Source organism: Micromonospora sp. WMMD1155, from assembly GCF_029581275.1.
GTDB lineage: Bacteria > Actinomycetota > Actinomycetes > Mycobacteriales > Micromonosporaceae > Micromonospora.
In genome coordinates this window covers 7,146,060-7,160,637 of record NZ_CP120742.1, presented here as the reverse complement: position 1 = coordinate 7,160,637, position 14,578 = coordinate 7,146,060, and the positions used below count along the sequence as shown (strand labels likewise).

General features: G+C 70.4%; 17 protein-coding genes. 5 read left to right on the top strand and 12 right to left on the bottom strand.

All coding sequences use genetic code 11. The features are described 5' to 3' along the window. The first annotated feature begins 249 nt into the window (after positions 1–249). From O7617_RS32670 to O7617_RS32660, 3 genes are all read left to right on the top strand, one after another. Positions 250–1,437, top strand: coding sequence for a trypsin-like serine protease (locus O7617_RS32670; protein WP_282260469.1), 1,188 nt, complete (start codon positions 250–252; stop codon positions 1,435–1,437). A gap of 64 nt (positions 1,438–1,501) precedes the next feature. Then, complete coding sequence (locus O7617_RS32665; RefSeq protein WP_282260467.1) at positions 1,502–1,945, top strand: hypothetical protein; 444 nt, start codon at positions 1,502–1,504, stop codon at positions 1,943–1,945. Between the two features lie 75 nt (positions 1,946–2,020). Continuing rightward, positions 2,021–2,344: a hypothetical protein gene (locus tag O7617_RS32660; RefSeq protein WP_282260465.1), complete on the top strand. Its 324-nt coding sequence runs from the start codon at positions 2,021–2,023 to the stop codon at positions 2,342–2,344. Between the two features lie 161 nt (positions 2,345–2,505). Here O7617_RS32660 and O7617_RS32655 read toward each other — a convergent pair whose 3' ends face one another. Beyond that, positions 2,506–3,054: a GNAT family protein gene (locus tag O7617_RS32655; protein WP_282260463.1), complete on the bottom strand. Its 549-nt coding sequence runs from the start codon at positions 3,052–3,054 to the stop codon at positions 2,506–2,508. Positions 3,055–3,212: 158 nt separating this feature from the next. On the opposite strand from O7617_RS32655, the gene O7617_RS32650 reads away from it, so the two are divergent. Then, positions 3,213–3,839: a class I SAM-dependent methyltransferase gene (locus O7617_RS32650; RefSeq protein ID WP_282260461.1), complete on the top strand. Its 627-nt coding sequence runs from the start codon at positions 3,213–3,215 to the stop codon at positions 3,837–3,839. Positions 3,840–3,842: 3 nt separating this feature from the next. On the opposite strand, the gene O7617_RS32645 is transcribed toward O7617_RS32650, so the two are convergent. Beyond that, positions 3,843–4,631, bottom strand: a complete 789-nt coding sequence (locus tag O7617_RS32645; protein WP_282260460.1) for a hypothetical protein — start codon at positions 4,629–4,631, stop codon at positions 3,843–3,845. 184 nt (positions 4,632–4,815) lie between these two features. Here O7617_RS32645 and O7617_RS32640 point away from each other — a divergent pair, with 184 nt between their 5' ends. After that, positions 4,816–6,117 carry a pitrilysin family protein gene (locus O7617_RS32640; RefSeq protein ID WP_282260459.1) on the top strand — a complete coding sequence of 434 codons (1,302 nt, stop codon included), beginning with the start codon at positions 4,816–4,818 and terminating at the stop codon, positions 6,115–6,117. 371 nt (positions 6,118–6,488) lie between these two features. Here O7617_RS32640 and O7617_RS32635 read toward each other — a convergent pair whose 3' ends face one another. From O7617_RS32635 to O7617_RS32590, 10 genes are all read right to left on the bottom strand, one after another. Further along, on the bottom strand, positions 6,489–6,770 hold the full coding sequence (locus O7617_RS32635) for a hypothetical protein (protein WP_282260458.1): 282 nt from the start codon (positions 6,768–6,770) through the stop codon (positions 6,489–6,491). A gap of 148 nt (positions 6,771–6,918) precedes the next feature. Then, positions 6,919–7,305 carry a hypothetical protein gene (locus O7617_RS32630; protein ID WP_282260457.1) on the bottom strand — a complete coding sequence of 129 codons (387 nt, stop codon included), beginning with the start codon at positions 7,303–7,305 and terminating at the stop codon, positions 6,919–6,921. Continuing rightward, positions 7,302–8,591 carry an NAD(P)/FAD-dependent oxidoreductase gene (locus tag O7617_RS32625; RefSeq protein ID WP_282260456.1) on the bottom strand — a complete coding sequence of 430 codons (1,290 nt, stop codon included), beginning with the start codon at positions 8,589–8,591 and terminating at the stop codon, positions 7,302–7,304. Before O7617_RS32625 ends, O7617_RS32630 begins: the two co-directional genes overlap by 4 nt. A gap of 25 nt (positions 8,592–8,616) precedes the next feature. After that, a complete protein-coding gene (locus O7617_RS32620; protein WP_282260455.1) occupies positions 8,617–9,042 on the bottom strand; it encodes a DUF393 domain-containing protein in 426 nt (141 codons plus the stop codon). Then, on the bottom strand, positions 9,035–9,736 hold the full coding sequence (locus O7617_RS32615; protein WP_282260454.1) for a response regulator transcription factor: 702 nt from the start codon (positions 9,734–9,736) through the stop codon (positions 9,035–9,037). The genes O7617_RS32620 and O7617_RS32615 overlap by 8 nt, the downstream gene beginning before the upstream one ends. Before the next feature lie 26 nt (positions 9,737–9,762). Beyond that, on the bottom strand, positions 9,763–10,305 hold the full coding sequence (locus O7617_RS32610; RefSeq protein ID WP_282260452.1) for a hypothetical protein: 543 nt from the start codon (positions 10,303–10,305) through the stop codon (positions 9,763–9,765). 5 nt (positions 10,306–10,310) lie between these two features. Then, positions 10,311–11,336, bottom strand: a complete 1,026-nt coding sequence (locus O7617_RS32605; protein WP_282260450.1) for an alpha/beta hydrolase — start codon at positions 11,334–11,336, stop codon at positions 10,311–10,313. 15 nt (positions 11,337–11,351) lie between these two features. Next, a complete protein-coding gene (locus O7617_RS32600) occupies positions 11,352–13,157 on the bottom strand; it encodes an ABC transporter ATP-binding protein (protein ID WP_282260449.1) in 1,806 nt (601 codons plus the stop codon). Further along, on the bottom strand, positions 13,150–14,019 hold the full coding sequence (locus tag O7617_RS32595) for a hypothetical protein (RefSeq protein ID WP_282260448.1): 870 nt from the start codon (positions 14,017–14,019) through the stop codon (positions 13,150–13,152). The genes O7617_RS32600 and O7617_RS32595 overlap by 8 nt, the downstream gene beginning before the upstream one ends. Before the next feature lie 111 nt (positions 14,020–14,130). Continuing rightward, complete coding sequence (locus O7617_RS32590; protein ID WP_282260446.1) at positions 14,131–14,394, bottom strand: hypothetical protein; 264 nt, start codon at positions 14,392–14,394, stop codon at positions 14,131–14,133. Between the last annotated feature and the right edge of the window lie 184 nt (positions 14,395–14,578).

Below are 14,578 nucleotides of genomic sequence, written 5' to 3'. Positions count from 1 at the left end.
ACCGCCGTCCTCGGCGTGCGGCAGTCATCCGCGCTGCCGCCGGCGGCGACGGCGCGGTCGTCCGCAGTCGGTCCAGAGTGTGATCACGGCGGCGATGGTGGTTGACACCACAAATATCCATCCGCAAGTATCGATGGATATTCGTGGTGCACGGAACGTGCGCCGTATCGGGGGACGTCTGTGTCCCAAGAACGGGGAGGTCGGATGAGACGAGAGCATCGACGTTTTCTGGGCGCTCTGGCGACCGGCGTGATCGTCGCCGGCGGGTTGACGACTCCGGCTTCGGCGTCAGCGGATGATCCGGAGGGCGGCCGCAACGCGGGGCAGGCTTCGGGGCTCGTCAGGGCGACGCCGGCGCAGGAGGTGGCGGCGGAGATCGGAGAGATCGCCGAGCGCGGCTACCGCGACATCTTCGCCGGTTTGAAGATCGACAGGGACGCGGGCAGGGTCACTCTCCACGTCACCGATCGCGGCAAGGCCGACCAGCTCGTGGGGCGCGCACTGGCCGACGTCTCGGCCGCACAGCGTGCCACGGCGCCTGTCGATATCCGTATCAGTCGCTACTCGCGCGTACAGATGGAGAAGGCGAGCAGTCAGATCTGGAAGGCGGCGAGCACCCACCGCGCGACGGGCCTCAAGGTGTACTCGATCGTGCTGCCCAGTGACGGCCGGGGCCTTCAGGTGCGGGTGAACGATCCCAAGGCGGTCGGGCCGCTCTCCCAGACGGTCGCGGCAGCGGTGGGCAGCGCGATGGCCGCGGCGGACATCGAGTATGTGGCCGGCAACCCCATTCACAATGTGAGTAGGGAGAGTCCCAGCGCGCCGTACCCGGGCGGAATCCCGATCAGATGGGGCTGGGAAGCCTCCGGCTGGACCTGCACGGCGGCCTTCGGCGTGCGCAACCCATCCGGCACCGAATATCTGCTCACCGCCGAGCACTGCTACGACAACGGTGACGACATCGAGTCGATGGACGGCGACAACATCGGCGAGATCAAGGCCGAGAACGACCTGAACGACGCCGCCATCTTCAACGTGAACACCTCCTCGGGCGTCTGGGTCAACGACGACTACGTCTTCGACGTCCGCTCGGGCCAGTACTCGTGGGACGGCGAACTCGTCTGCCAGAGCGGATACACCAGCTACCCGAACCGCTGCCAGATCGAGGTGGTGAACGAGTACGTCCAATGGTCGGACGACACCGGGAAGGTTCGCCAAGGCGTCGAGGGTCATCGGTGCGCGGGATGCTCGTCCGTCGCGCACGGTGACAGCGGCGGACCGGTATGGTCGATCCGGTCGGACGGGTTCGTCGCCGCGCGTGGCATCGTCAGTGCCGGCAGTGTGCCGGTTCAGGAGGGCGTCTCCTACGAGTACATCCTCTGGACCGAGGTACCCCCGGCGTTGACGGCGCTCGGCGTCTCACTCCAGACGTCGTAGGAAGCAGACTGGTTGGGCGTGGCGGGCCTGATCCCGCCACGCCCAGCGTCAAGGAGGTCGATCCATGACGAGGAACGTCGCACTCTCCGCAGCCGTCGTCGGTGCCGTCGGAAGCCTGGTCGCCATCGTCGCTCTTCCCTGGGCCGACTACGGCGACATCGCGGTGCCGCTCAGCAGATTCCCCGGTTGGGGTTTGTACGTGGGCAGTGTGGTGGCGCTGCACGCGTGTGTCGTCTGGGCCGTACTCGCTCGGACCGCCCGACAACCACTCACCCTGGCAGCCGTCGCCGTCCTGAGTCTGGTCGCCGTCGGATCGGCGATCCTCCTCCTGCTCGGCTACGACGACGCGTCGGCCTTGTTCAGTGGAGCGGTGCCCACGGTAGTGGCCCGGCCGGGCCTCGGTGGCATCGTCGCGGTCCTGGCGATCCTGGTCAGTGCCGGTGCGGCGGCGGTCAGCGGCGCGGGTCGTCGCACGACGGCGGTGGCGCCGGCGCAGGCTCGCCCGTAGCGCCGACACGGCGGGCGAGAGCGAAGCCCGACCGAGGGGGAGCCGGACACGACGTCCACTGCCTAGGATGCCGACGTGAGTAGTGATTTCGGTTTCTGGAAGCGCGGTCTGGGTGATCCCGAGGAGATCTTCGACAGGCTCGCCGAGGGCGACACCAGCGACCTGCTCTCCAGCTCGGACGTGGGACGGTTCCGAGACGGGCTGCTCGCTCGCTGGGCGGACCTCGAAGACGTGTTGGAGCCCTCGGAGTTCGACCTCGCGGACAGCCCGGATGACGCGCTGAAGTATGTGCTGCTGACGCTGTCCGTCCGCCAACTCGACTATCTGCCAGAGGTCCTGTCCATGGCGAAGGACAACGGCCTCGTCGGGTTCAGTGGCGTGGCCGGCGAGCCCATCTAGGGCGTGTGTCAAGCCCCTGGCCGGCCTGCGGCGGGCCCAGACGACGCCCGGCTGCGTTGGAGATGGGCCCGGACACAACACCGGTATCCGAGCCCATCTCCGCCTTGCCGGATCGCCGCCTGGACTCCGCCTCGGCTCGACCGAGGGCCTTGACACACGCCCTAGGCGTTCTGCCACTGCTCCAGGTACTCCTCGGCGGTGATGCCGAGCAGGACGATGTCGTGCTGTCGACCCCGCCCGAAGTGGCTGCGGCGTCGGCGTCCCTCCTCGACGAAACCCAGGCGTTCACAGAGCCGCAGTGACGGGCGGTTGAACGGCAGCACCTCGACGTTGCACTTCTGGTAACGCCGCTCGCTGAACATGTAGCGCAGCAGGAGGACGGCCGCCTCGGTGGCGTGCCCCCTGCCGCGCCGCTCCGCGTCCAGCGCGATGCTCGCGCCGAAGGTGCCGTTCCAGGGTTGCGCCATCCGGGTCGACACGGTGCCGAGGACCTCCTCATCCTGGGTGTCGACGATGGCGAGGGTGAACTCGTCGTCCTCGCGGGCGGTGATCTCGGGGGAGGTGCGCCGCTGGAACACCGTGGCCGGCCGGGGTGGTACGACGCCGCCCTGTTCGGCGTAATCGGCGTCCTCGGCGATTCGGCGCAGGACCGGCCAGTCACTCGGCTCCAGGGCGCGTAGCCGGACGCTCGTACCGGTCCACGGATGCATCGTCGTCACCTCTCCGTCGAGCCGTCCCTGAGGGAAGCTCAATATAGGACGGTTGAGTGACGGAAAATACCACCAAATAGATTGTTGGGGCCTAGATCGTCCGGAAGTCACTGAAAGTGTCACGTGTGGTACTCCCAGGCCATGACATAATCACCGCGATGGATGAGCATGGCCGTGAAGCCCAGTCGGTGGCCCGTTTCAACCAGTGGGCACCGAGCTACGACGACGATGGCGTGCAAAGGATCTTCGCACCCCTGCATCGGACCACCCTCGACTGGGTGGCCACGTTGACGACCGAGCCGGCGTCGCTGCTGGATGTCGGCTGCGGCACCGGGGCCCTGCTGGAGACGGCGGCGTCCCGCCTCCCCGGCGCGCGCCTGGTCGGCGCCGATCCGGCCGAGCAGATGGCGCGCATCGCCCGTCGGCGACTACCCGTCGGCGCGCAGGTGGTCTGCGCCGGCGCCGACCCGCTGCCCTTCGCCGACGGCACCTTCGCCGTGGTGGTCAGCACCATGGCGTTCAACTTCTGGCCGCGTCCCGTCGAAGGGCTGCGGGAGGCGGCCCGGGTGCTCGCCCCGGGTGGGCTGCTGGTGATCGCCGACCTGTTCGCGGTGGGCTGGCTGCGTCCCGTCGCACCGATGGTGGGTGCCGGTAACCGGCCGCGCAGCCGACCCGCGATGGGCCGGCTGCTGGCCGATGCCGGCCTGCGGGTCGTCGGGTGGCGCGCGGTGAGCCGGCGTGGGCCGGTGCCGATCCTGCACGCCGTGGCGGCGACCCGCAGGTGACGCTCAGCTCGCGGTGATGGTGCTGCGCCAGCCGCCCCGGCGGAACGCGATGTCGCCGGCGTAGTCGGGCGGGAGGCCGAACTCGGCCAGCCGGGTGCCGGCGTCGATCGTCACGTCGACCGTCGCCACGCTGGAGGGGCGCAGGGCGTTCTGGTACGCCAACGTCACCTCGCCGCGGCGTCCGGCGGCGTAGATCGGAGCGCTCGGCACCTCGGTGACCGGGGTGGCCGCCGGTTCGGTGACCAGGGCGGTACGCCTGTGGTCCAGCCCGGCGCCCTGAAAGGCCATGGTGATCCGGCTGCGGCCCTCGGCGTCGGCCACGACGGACTGGGTGGCGGCCACCGGCCGTACCTTCAGGCCGAGCAGCTGGGCCTGCGCCACCAGCGACAGGTTGGTGGTGCCGTACCAGAGCTGGAAGAACGCCTCCTGGGGTACGCCGTCGCGCGATTGCAGCAGCGTCAGGCCCATGGTGCTGACGTGCCGTCCGGGCCACCGGTGACCGTTGACCTCCACCCGTCCGCAGTGGTGGTCGGAGACCAGCAGGTAGCCCAGGTCCGGGCTGGGTGGGAACGGTGCGATCTCGTAACGTGCGGGCACCGCCGCGCGCAACTCGGTCAGCGGCGCGAGCAGCATCTCGTTGAACTCGTAGCAGTCCTGCTCCACTGTGGACACCAATCGGGTGCTGGTGGTCGCGGACGCCGCGGACGCGTGGAGGGCCACGGCGGCCGCGACGACCAGCGGGCACAGTGCGATGGCGACGGCGCGTAGCGCCGCCCGTGGGTATCTGGTCATGGTTCCCGCCCTTCGGTCCGACCCGGGTCGGGTCCGTCACCTCCGAATTCTTCAGCGCCGCCGGCTGTGGGCGGCAGACCAACCGACCTGACCGATGGGCCAGCGCCGGTCGGGGTCGCCGAACGGGCAGGGGCCGGACGGGCACCCGATGTGCGACGGTGGGGTGCGAGGAAGGGAGGGCGGCGTGGTCGACGAGAGCCAGCTGGCGGCGACGATCCGGGAGACCACACTGCCCGGCGGGCTGCGCGTGATCACCGAGACCGTGCCGTCGATGTCGTCGGTGGCCCTGGGCGCGTTCGTCGACGCCGGCTCCTGCGACGAACCGGCCGCCCTCGGCGGCCTCTCGCACTTCCTCGAACACCTGCTCTTCAAGGGCACCCAGCGACGCGACGCCCTCCAGGTGGCCCGTGCCATCGACGCGGTGGGTGGCGACTCCAACGCGCAGGCGTCCAAGGAGCTGACCTTCTTCCACGTGCGGGTGCGCGACACCGAGCTGCCCCTCGCCGTCGACCTGCTGCTCGACCTGCTCACCAGCCCACGACTGGAGGCCGACGACGTCGAGGCCGAGCGGCGGGTCATCCTCGGTGAGCTGGCGATGCAGGAGGACGACCCGGGCAACGTGGTACGGACGCTGCTGGGCCGGGCGATATTCGGCGACGGCTCGCTGGCCCGCCCCGCGGTCGGCACCCGTGAGTCCGTCCTGGCGATCGACGCCGACGACGTGCGCGACTTCTACCACCGGCACTACCGGCCCGACCGGGTGCTGATCGCCGCGGCCGGCAACGTGCGCCACGACGATCTGGTCGAGCTGGCCGCCGCGGCGGTGGACCGCGCCGGATGGCGGGGCACGGCCGCAGGCGTGGACGCCGCCGCCGTCGACGTCCGGATGCGCGACGGCGGGCCGCGGGTGCGGGCGCTGCACCGGCCGTGGGAGCAGGCGCACGTCACGCTCGGCGTGCGCGGCCTGGGCCACACCGACCCCCGGCGGTACGCGATGACGGTGCTCGGCACGGCCTTCGGTGGCGGCCTGTCCTCGCGCCTCTTCCAGGAGGTACGCGAGAGGCGCGGACTGGCCTACGCGGTCGGCTCCTACGCGACGAGCTACCGGGAGACCGGCACCTTCGTGCTGTTCGCGGGGTGTGCGCCCGCGAAGGTCGACGACCTGCTCGCCTGCCTCGGTGAACAGGTCGTCGACCTGCGGGGGCGCGGCCTGACCGGCGATGAGCTCGACCGTGGAAAACGGCAACTGGCCGGCAAGTTCGTGCTCGGCCAGGAGGACACCTATTCCCGCATGACCCGGATCGCGAGCAGCCGGCTCTTCACGGGCGTCGCGGAGTCGGTGTCCGAGGTTCTCGACGGTATCGCCGCCGTCCGCGCGGAGGACGTCGACGCGGTGGCGGCCGAGCTCTGGGACGTCGGTCGGTCACGCCTCGCCGTCGCCGGGCCGATGGACCCGGACCACGACTTCGCGGCGGTGCTTCCGTGACGAGCCGGCGCGGCGCAGCGTCGGGTCGTTCCGCCAGTCGTGGGTCGTGGGCTCCGATCCGGGTCGCGGCCCGTTGGTCGCCACCCTTGCGGTCGGAGACGGCGTACGCGAGACTGAAAGCCCTCGTCGCCGCCGGGGATACGGCCGGTGCGGCGGGGCGGTCGCTGTCGGCGCGGTGGAGCGTGCCGAAACGAGCTGCCACAGCTGGCCACTGTCAACACGGGCCTCTGAATCCGCGACGACGGTCTCGATGCGGTTCATCGTGATATTCCGTGACGCGGACGGGCACGGGCCTGACAGTGGACGGTGTGGCAGGGTTCCCGTCGGCCGGGTGGAGCCGGCCGACGGGAACCCAGAAGTGCCCTACCGGGTCAGGAAAGCCCGCCGATGGCGGCCTGACGGGTCGCGACCAGCTCGTTGACCGGCATGTCGACGAAGTTGCCGCGCACGCCGGTGAACGTGCCGTAGCCGGCCTCCGGGCCGTTGAACACGGCCTGCATGAACTGGTAGCCGGCGCCGACGCCGAGGATGAAGCCGGCGACGGTCGGGCAGGTCATCGTCGGGACGGTGGCCTGCACGGACTCCAGCGGCCGCAGGTAGTCGCTGTCGACCTCCGGCAGCAGGTTCTGGGCGACGGTCTCGATGCGGTTCATCGTTCTTCCTCCCTTGGTAGGTGTACCGGTGTTCCGGTGACTTCTACGTTAGGAAGGCGAGGAGGGAGAATCATCCCTCATATTGTTGGTTTGGATCGGGGCCTGCCGGGGGCATGATGGTCGATCGCCCCCGACAGGCCTGGACTCCTCAGCCGCGCGTCACCCGGGCGGCGCTGACCAGGCACACGGCGGCCGGCAGCAGCCCGACGACCCAGGCCCAGTCCTGGTCTCGCAGCAGGTAGTAGCCCACCAGCGCGGCCACCAGCGCGATCCCGTAGACGTTCAGTGTCGCCGTCGCGGCACGGGCCGGCTCGGTGTCGGCGCCGGAGCGTCGGCGCTGCGACGAGTTGAGCCACACCAGCGCGCCGACGAAGAAGATGACGCTGAAGCCGAGGGCGGTCTGCACACCCGACGGCAGGCGGCCCGCGCCGACGAAGATGAGGACGGTGACCGCGGCCAGGGCCAGCAGACCCGCCACGTAGCGGGTCCGGGCCGAGTCGCGAGGTCCACCATGGGCATCGGGTCGTGCGGTCATCCGCGTTCTCCTTCCGCTGTCGCGGCCACCGGGGTCGTGTCGGGGATGTCGAAGTAGGTCGACATCGCGGCCGTGCCGGAGATGACGGCGATGAACGCCTCCCGGGCCGACCCCAGTTGCTCGTTGAAGGCCATCATCGCCTCCGCCTGCTGGAAATAGTCCTCCACGTCACGATCGGGATTGTAGAAGAACCGGACATACTCCAAGAAACCGGAAATCATTTCGTGATAGCCGGCGTGGTACCCCTCCAGTGCCCGCTCGGCCAGGTCGGGCCGGCGCACCGCGACGTCGGCGGCCCGCGCGGCCGGGTGGGAGGCCAGGATGGACAGGCAGACCCCGCCGGAGAACAGCGGGTCGATGAAAGCGCCGGCGTCACCGACCGCGAGCCAGCCGGGCCCGGAGAACCGATCGGTGAGGTACGACCAGTCGCGCGTGGTGCGGAACTGGTCGACCTGCTCGGCGCCGGCCAGCAGGTGCTTGAGCTGACGGCTCTCCGCGATGCCGCGCGCGTACAGCTCGGCGATGTTGACGTCGGCGGCCTTGACCGTCTCGGTGGGCGTCACGAAGCCGACGCTCAACGTCGGCGGCGTGGTGCCCACCGGGATCGCCCAGAACCAGCCGTCGGTGACCTTCTCGACGAGGATGTTGCCCTCCTGCCCGGCCGGCAGGTCACCGGTGGGGGAGAAGTACGTCCAGTAGGCGAGACTGCGCAGGTCCTCCTGCCAGCTGACGGCGGCCAGGTGCCGGGTCAGCGCCCGGGCCTGCCCCGAGGCGTCGACCACCAGCGCCGCGCGCACCACCCGGGGCGCCGAGTCCCCGATGGTGTACGACACGCCGACCACCCGGTCGTCCTCGATGACCGGCAGCCCGACGGTGGCCTGGAACCGCACCTCCGCGCCCAGCTCGACCGCGCGGTCCAGCAGCAGCTTGTCGAATTCGGCGCGGCGCACGTGGTACGAGTACGGGTAGGGCCCGCCCAACTCGGCGAAGTTGACGTTCCACAGCTCGCGCTTGGCGCCCCAGACCAGGCTCAGCCCGTTCTTCTTGGGAAAGCCGTAAGCCTCCAGGCGTTCCAGCAGCCCCAGGTCCTCCATCACGCTGAGCATGCCGGTGATCAGCGACTCGCCGATGTGGTAGCGGGGGAAGGTCTCGCGTTCCAGCACCAGCACGCGGTGCCCACGCTGGGCGAGCTGGCCGGCGGTGCACGAGCCGGCGGGACCACCGCCGACGATCACCACGTCGAAGAACTCGTCTCCGGCGGTTCCCGATCCGGTCGGATCTGCCATGGGAAGTCTCCTTCGTTCTCGGTTCTCAGGCTTCGGAGGTGGGCGGACGGGGGATCGCGCAGGCCGCGGTGCCGCCCGGCAGTCGCGTCCGGTTGTCGGCCACCAGGCGGTAGACGCCGGCGGCGAGCCAGCGGGTCGGGGGCAGGGCCAGCAGCACGCCCACCGGTCGCCAGGCCGGCCGGCCGACCCGCAGCAACCGCGCGAACGCCTGCGCGCCACCGTGCACCCGGCCCGCGGCGTCGATGTAGAGCACCTCGTGGTCGGCGCGCTCGGCGGTCACGCCCAGCGGTGCCAGGTCGACGGTCTGGTACGCGGCGATCGTCACGTCCGGCCGCACCCAGCCGCTGATCCGGTTGATCGACTGGGTACAGAAGCCGCAGTCGCCGTCGTACAACATGATCGGCCCGGCCGGGGCGGCCGGGATCCGGCGGGGGGACGCGTGGTCAGCCAACGGGACCTCCGGTGGGTTGTGGTGCCAGCGCGCCGAGCGCGGCGTGCCCCTGGCACAGCAGGCCCTGCTGCTGGGCGAAGACCACGGCCTGGGTGCGGTTGTTGACGCCGAGCTTGCGCAGGATGCTCAGCACGTGGCTGTGCACGGTGGCCGCGGAGATGAACAGGTTCTGCGCGATCTGCTTGTTCGGATGGCCCTGGGCGAGCAGGCTCAACACGTCCAGCTCGCGGTCGGTCAGGGAGTAGTCGACTGTCGACTTCGAGTGCGCGCAGGCCAGTCGGCACAGGGCCGTGGCCAGGGTGGCCAGGATCGACGGCGGCACGAAGGGGTGACCGGCGGCGACGGCGCGTACGCCGATCATCACCTCCTCGGGTGGGCTGTCGAGCAGTAACACGCCGCGGGCGCCCGCCGAGATCGCCTGCGCCATCTCACCGGCCGACTCGAAGGCGGTCACCACGATCACGCCGCCGTGCCGGCCACGGTTGCCGGGGGCGGTCGCCAGCCGCGAGAGGTCGCCGGCGGACAACTCGATCGGCACCAGGCCGACCGCGCCGAGCGCGCCGCGCAGCCTCATGCACATGACGTCGACCGAGTTCACGACGACGACGTCGTGGGCCAACCGCGGCGCGCGAAGCACGTCGATGATCCGGTCGAACGTCGTCGGGTATCCATCCAGGACGATGACGGTGGTCACCGCGGCCTCCCCGCTGTGGGTCCAGGTCAGGCAATTGGGTGCCGATTGGACAGGAAGAGCATCACCGGCTCCTCGTTGACGTCCCGGCCGGACGATCGGGCGACCAGGAACTGGGTCCGCCTCGCCCCGGTGTCGTGGCGCTGGCTGTGCGTGATGTAGTTCAGCAACGTCAGGTAGGCCACCGAGACCTGGATGTCCTCCTTCTCCAGTGCGGACTCCTGGGTGATCTTGATGATCTCGTTCATGGTGTCGAAGACGATCTTCTCGCCGCGCCGGTTCGGGTGCCAGAACGCGTGCCGCAGCGTGCGCTCGCTGGCGACCAGCACCTCCTTCCACTCCGTGACTCCGCCGTCGGCCAGCTCGTCCCGGAAGAGCAGGTGGTTGTCGTAGGTGCCCGGCTGCGGCGCGAAGAAGCGCCAGTCGGGCAGGAACACGCCGTGCGGGTCGAACCGCTCGGACAGCTTCGACTTGCGCGTCGGGTCCTGCTTGATGGCACTCGCCACGAACCAGGTCCCCAGCACGCCGTAGAGCGCCATCCTGCGGATCGCACCCCGGTTGATCCGACTCATCTCGATCACCGCTCCCTTCCGGACTGGTGGTCCGCCGGATGCAGCGTCCGCTGCTCCCGGACGGCCCGGACGACGCTCTGCACCGCGGCGACCACCCGCGCCGCGGGCTCCTCGTGGGTGATCAGCTCGATGTGCTCGACGTCGTCGACGATCTCGTGCACCGCGTCGTCGGAGAGCCGGGCCAACTCCTCCTGCAACTGCAGGTGCACCGGGTCGCCGGTGACCGTCGCGCCCGCCGTCAGCACGTACAGCCGGCACTGCGGCGGCAGCTTCGCGTCGCGTACCTCGGCGTTGACGTCGCTCTGCCACGCCTCGAACTCGGCGTACGAGCCGTGCCACATCTGCCGCGTGCAGAAGGCCGCCTTCGCCGACAGGCGTGCCTCCTCGGGCAGGCCGTCGATGCGGAAACGCCGGTCGCTGTTCGGGTTCAGCCGGATCATCCCGATGGTGCTCTGCCACATCGAGTCGCGCAGGTACTGCTCCACGAACGGCAGGCCGACGCGCTGGCGCTGCGAGCGCACCAGCTCCTCCGGATGCGCCACGTCGGCGAGGACCAGGCCGGCCACCCGCTCCGGGTGCCGCTCGGCGAAGTGCCGTACCAGCAGACCGCCGTACGAGTGGGCGACCAGCACGTACGGCGGCCGGGCGCCCACCGCGTCGAGCAGCGCCTCCAGGTCGTCCGTCGTGCGCTCGGCCGTGCGCGGCAGCTCGCCCGGCGCGCTGCGGCCGATTCCGGCGCGGTCGTAGGCGACCGTGGGCGCGAACCCGGCCACCCCCTCCTGGATCCACGCCCACAGCTCCAGCGGGGTGGCCATTCCGCTCTCGAACACGACGGTGGGCCCGGGCTGCTCGCCCAGGCCGGTGGTGTGCACCCGCAGGGTGCGGCCACCGATGTCGACGTCGCCACCGGGGCCGGGGATCAGGCGGCGGTCGCGGCGGGTCGCAGCCGCCTGGTAGACGGCCCCGGCCACCAGGGCCACGGCGCTGACGCCGAGCCCCGCGGCCAGGATTCGCGGCATCGTGGTGGGCATGGCGGTCCTCCGGTCTCAGGAGGCGGTGGACGCCGACAGCGCCGGCACCGCGGTGAACTGCGTACGCACCAGCCGCTCGTAGAGCGTGTCGGTGGCGAGCAGGTGGGCGTGGGTGCCCTGGGCGCGTACGGCGCCGTTCTCCAACACGACGATGTGATCGGCCTGCACCACCGTGGACAACCGGTGGGCCACGGCCACCACCGCCCGGCGTTCGGCGATCTCCGCGACCGCGGTCCGCAGCGCGAACTCGGCCTCGGCGTCGAGTTGGGAGGTCACCTCGTCGAGCAGCAGCACGTCGGGGTCGGGCACCAGCATCCGGGCGATGGCGATCCGCTGCCGTTGACCGCCGGAGAGCGTGCGGCCCTCCTCACCGACGGCGGTGCCCAGGCCGTCCGGGAGGGTGCCGATCCAGTCGGTCAGGCTGGCCTGCCCGACGGCCTCGGCGACCCGGGCCGCCGGCGCGTCCGGCTCGGCGAAGCGGATGTTCTCCTCGATGCTGCCGTCCATCACCCGCGACTCCTGCTCGACGAACCCGATGCGGCTGCGCAGCGTGTCGAGGGGGATCTCCCGCACATCGGTGCCGTCGAGCAGCACGCTGCCGGCGGGCGGCTCCCACAGCCGGGTCAGCAGGCCGAACAGCGTCGACTTGCCGGAGCCGGACGGGCCGACGATCGCCACCAGGCCCTGCCGAGGCACGTCGAAGGACACCCCGCGCAGCACCGGGCGGTCCGGCAGGTAGCCGAACCGCAGGTCGCGTACCCGCAGCAGCGGTGCGCTCGGCGCGGCCGGCATGGCCGGGGCGGGCGACACCGGGGCCGGCGGCGTGGTGGCGTCGTCCTCCTGCGGGAAGCGCAGCAGCATGTCGATCCGGCTCACCGAGGCGAGCCCCTGCTGGAGTTGGCCCATCGCCGCGAAGAAGCTGACCAGCGGCGCGATCAGGTAGAACAGGTAGAGCAGGAAGGTCGCGAACTCGCCGATGGTCAGCGCGCCGGAGCCCATCCGCACCGCGCCGACCGCGAAGACCACAGCGAACGAGCCCTGCACACCGGCGTCGGCCGTCGGCGCGAGCAGGGCGTTGAGTCGTACCGTACGCATGCCGGCGTCGTGCGCGGCGACGGCCTTCTCGTTGACCCGGTCGGCCTCGCGCTGCTCGGCGCGGCTGAGCTTGATGGTCGTCACCGCCGCGAGCGCCCGTTGCAGGTCACTGCCCAGCTCGCCCACCCGCGACTGGGTGGCCTCGGTGGCGATCCGGATCCGGCGGGCCAGCGCCACGCTGCCGCTGGCGGCGACCAGGACGCACAGCAGCGCGGTGAGGCTCAGCACCGGGTCGATGACGGCCATCAGCACCACGGTCGCGGCCACCGTGATGCCGGTCAGGAAGAGCACGGCCAGGCTCTGGGTGAGCGCGGTCCGCAGCAACGACGTGTCGGCGACCAGCCGGGTGAACAGGTCACCGCGTCGGTGCTGCCAGTGCGCCGGCAGGGTGGCGCGCACCAGCCGCATCACGATGGTCCGCCGTACGGCGAGCACCACGTGGGTCCCGGAACGCCCGATGATGTAGGACTGGAAACCGGCGAGGGCGGCCTCGACGACGAACAGCGTGATCAGCACGAGCAGCGTCCCCACCGCGAAGCGCTGCGCGGTGAGCTGCCCGACCAGCCTGCCGATGACGATCGGCTGCACCAGGGCGGCGGCGGAGCCCAGCAGGCCGAGCAGCACCGCCAGGGCCAGCCCGAGGCGGTGCGGCCGCAGCAGGCGCATGGTCACCCGCAGCGGGCCGACCGGCTCTGCCTCCCGGTCCCGCCGATCCCGCTCAGCCACGACGCAGCTTGCGGAAGAAGTCACCGAGCAGGTTCACGTCGCTGGCCGACATGTGCTTCGCGACGTGGACGATGGCCGGGTAGGTGCCGACGAACGAGTACACGAACCGGTTGAGACCCATAAAGACGGCGTTGCCGACGTGGAAGCCACCGCCCATGCCGAGCATGGCCCACGCGGGCAGCTTGGGGGCGGCCATCATCAGCGGCATCGCCAGCTCGCTGGCCACCACACCCCAGCCGGCGGCCTTGGCGAGCCGCGGTCGCGACTTGAGCAGCTCGTAGACGCGCTTGTCGCCGTACACGGTGGTGCGGAAGATGCCCGGCATCGCCATGCCGTTGCGCCACGGCGCGCCGACCAGCTTGGACAGGCCGGCGGCGAAGTACGACAGGTTGGTCTGGCCGGCGAGGAACCAGGCGCAGGCCTCCTTGGCCTTCTCGTCGTTGGCGAAGATCCGACTCGCGGTGAGGGTGGCGTAGGTCAGCAGCGACATGTGCTCGGTGCCGTCGGTGCCGTAGCGGATCCGGAAATGCAGCAGGTAGTTCGTCGCGGCGATGTAGGCGACCGAGACGTCGCGCACCTTCTTGCTGCTGTACGGGTTGATCAGCGCGACCGCCGCGGCGAGGCGGAGCTGGTAGATGAGGTAGATGCCCGGCGGCTTGAACAGATAGTCCAGCAGGTCGCCGAGCTTGCCGGCGGTCAGCTTGTGCCGAGACCGCTCGACCTGCCAGCTCAGCAGGCCGGTGTCGGTGAAGACCTGCGGCTGCGTGAGGAACTCCAACGACGCCAGCGCCAGACCGAGCGAGGAGATCTGCTCGACCTGCTTGAGCGCCTTGTCGACGGGGACTACTTCGTTACCGGCCATCGGCTTCTCCTGCCAACGTCGATCGGGTGGGGGTCGGGGTGCCGAGGCCGCTTGCGACGCCGACGCGCCGGGGAGTCTGCGCCGACTCCCCGGACACGTGGCGAGGTCCTACTAGCGCGTGACCGCCAGGCGGCGGCTCTGCACGAGCTCGGAGACGGTCATCTGGTCGGCGGTCTCGCTGTCGAGGCGGTAGCCGGTCGGGGTCTCCTCGGCACCGCCCCACTTGTGGTACGCGTAGAGGCCGGCGCCGACGGCGACTCCGACGGCGAACGGGGTGAGGACCGGCGCGGCAACGCCGACCAGCTCCAGCGGCTCGAGAACGCCCTCGCCAACGGCGGGGATGTGACGCTCGGCCGCAGCCTCCATACGGTTCATTCAGTCCTCCTGTGGATAGAACCGGCTGTTGTCGAAAACTCTATTCTTCGATCGGTTCCTTCGACTCCACCAAAGTGCTGAACAATGAGCCAAGTATGGTTCGGCGCGGTAATCACGGTAAATACCCGAGTGGGCTGACGGCCTGGTCACATCCGGGTATAGCCAGGTGGCTAGGCCCCCCCTA

Bases quoted from the DNA above. Each gene is read 5' to 3' on its own strand.
- O7617_RS32625 (WP_282260456.1), bottom strand. From the start codon at position 8,591: ATGGCAGATCCGACCGGATCGGGAACCGCCGGAGACGAGTTCTTCGAC.
- O7617_RS32645 (WP_282260460.1), bottom strand. From the start codon at position 4,631: ATGACCAGATACCCACGGGCGGCGCTACGCGCCGTCGCCATCGCACTG.
- O7617_RS32655 (WP_282260463.1), bottom strand. From the start codon at position 3,054: ATGCATCCGTGGACCGGTACGAGCGTCCGGCTACGCGCCCTGGAGCCG.
- O7617_RS32610 (WP_282260452.1), bottom strand. From the start codon at position 10,305: ATGAGTCGGATCAACCGGGGTGCGATCCGCAGGATGGCGCTCTACGGC.
- O7617_RS32590 (WP_282260446.1), bottom strand. From the start codon at position 14,394: ATGAACCGTATGGAGGCTGCGGCCGAGCGTCACATCCCCGCCGTTGGC.
- O7617_RS32605 (WP_282260450.1), bottom strand. From the start codon at position 11,336: ATGCCCACCACGATGCCGCGAATCCTGGCCGCGGGGCTCGGCGTCAGC.
- O7617_RS32630 (WP_282260457.1), bottom strand. From the start codon at position 7,305: ATGACCGCACGACCCGATGCCCATGGTGGACCTCGCGACTCGGCCCGG.
- O7617_RS32635 (WP_282260458.1), bottom strand. From the start codon at position 6,770: ATGAACCGCATCGAGACCGTCGCCCAGAACCTGCTGCCGGAGGTCGAC.
- O7617_RS32595 (WP_282260448.1), bottom strand. From the start codon at position 14,019: ATGGCCGGTAACGAAGTAGTCCCCGTCGACAAGGCGCTCAAGCAGGTC.
- O7617_RS32665 (WP_282260467.1), top strand. From the start codon at position 1,502: ATGACGAGGAACGTCGCACTCTCCGCAGCCGTCGTCGGTGCCGTCGGA.
- O7617_RS32650 (WP_282260461.1), top strand. From the start codon at position 3,213: ATGGATGAGCATGGCCGTGAAGCCCAGTCGGTGGCCCGTTTCAACCAG.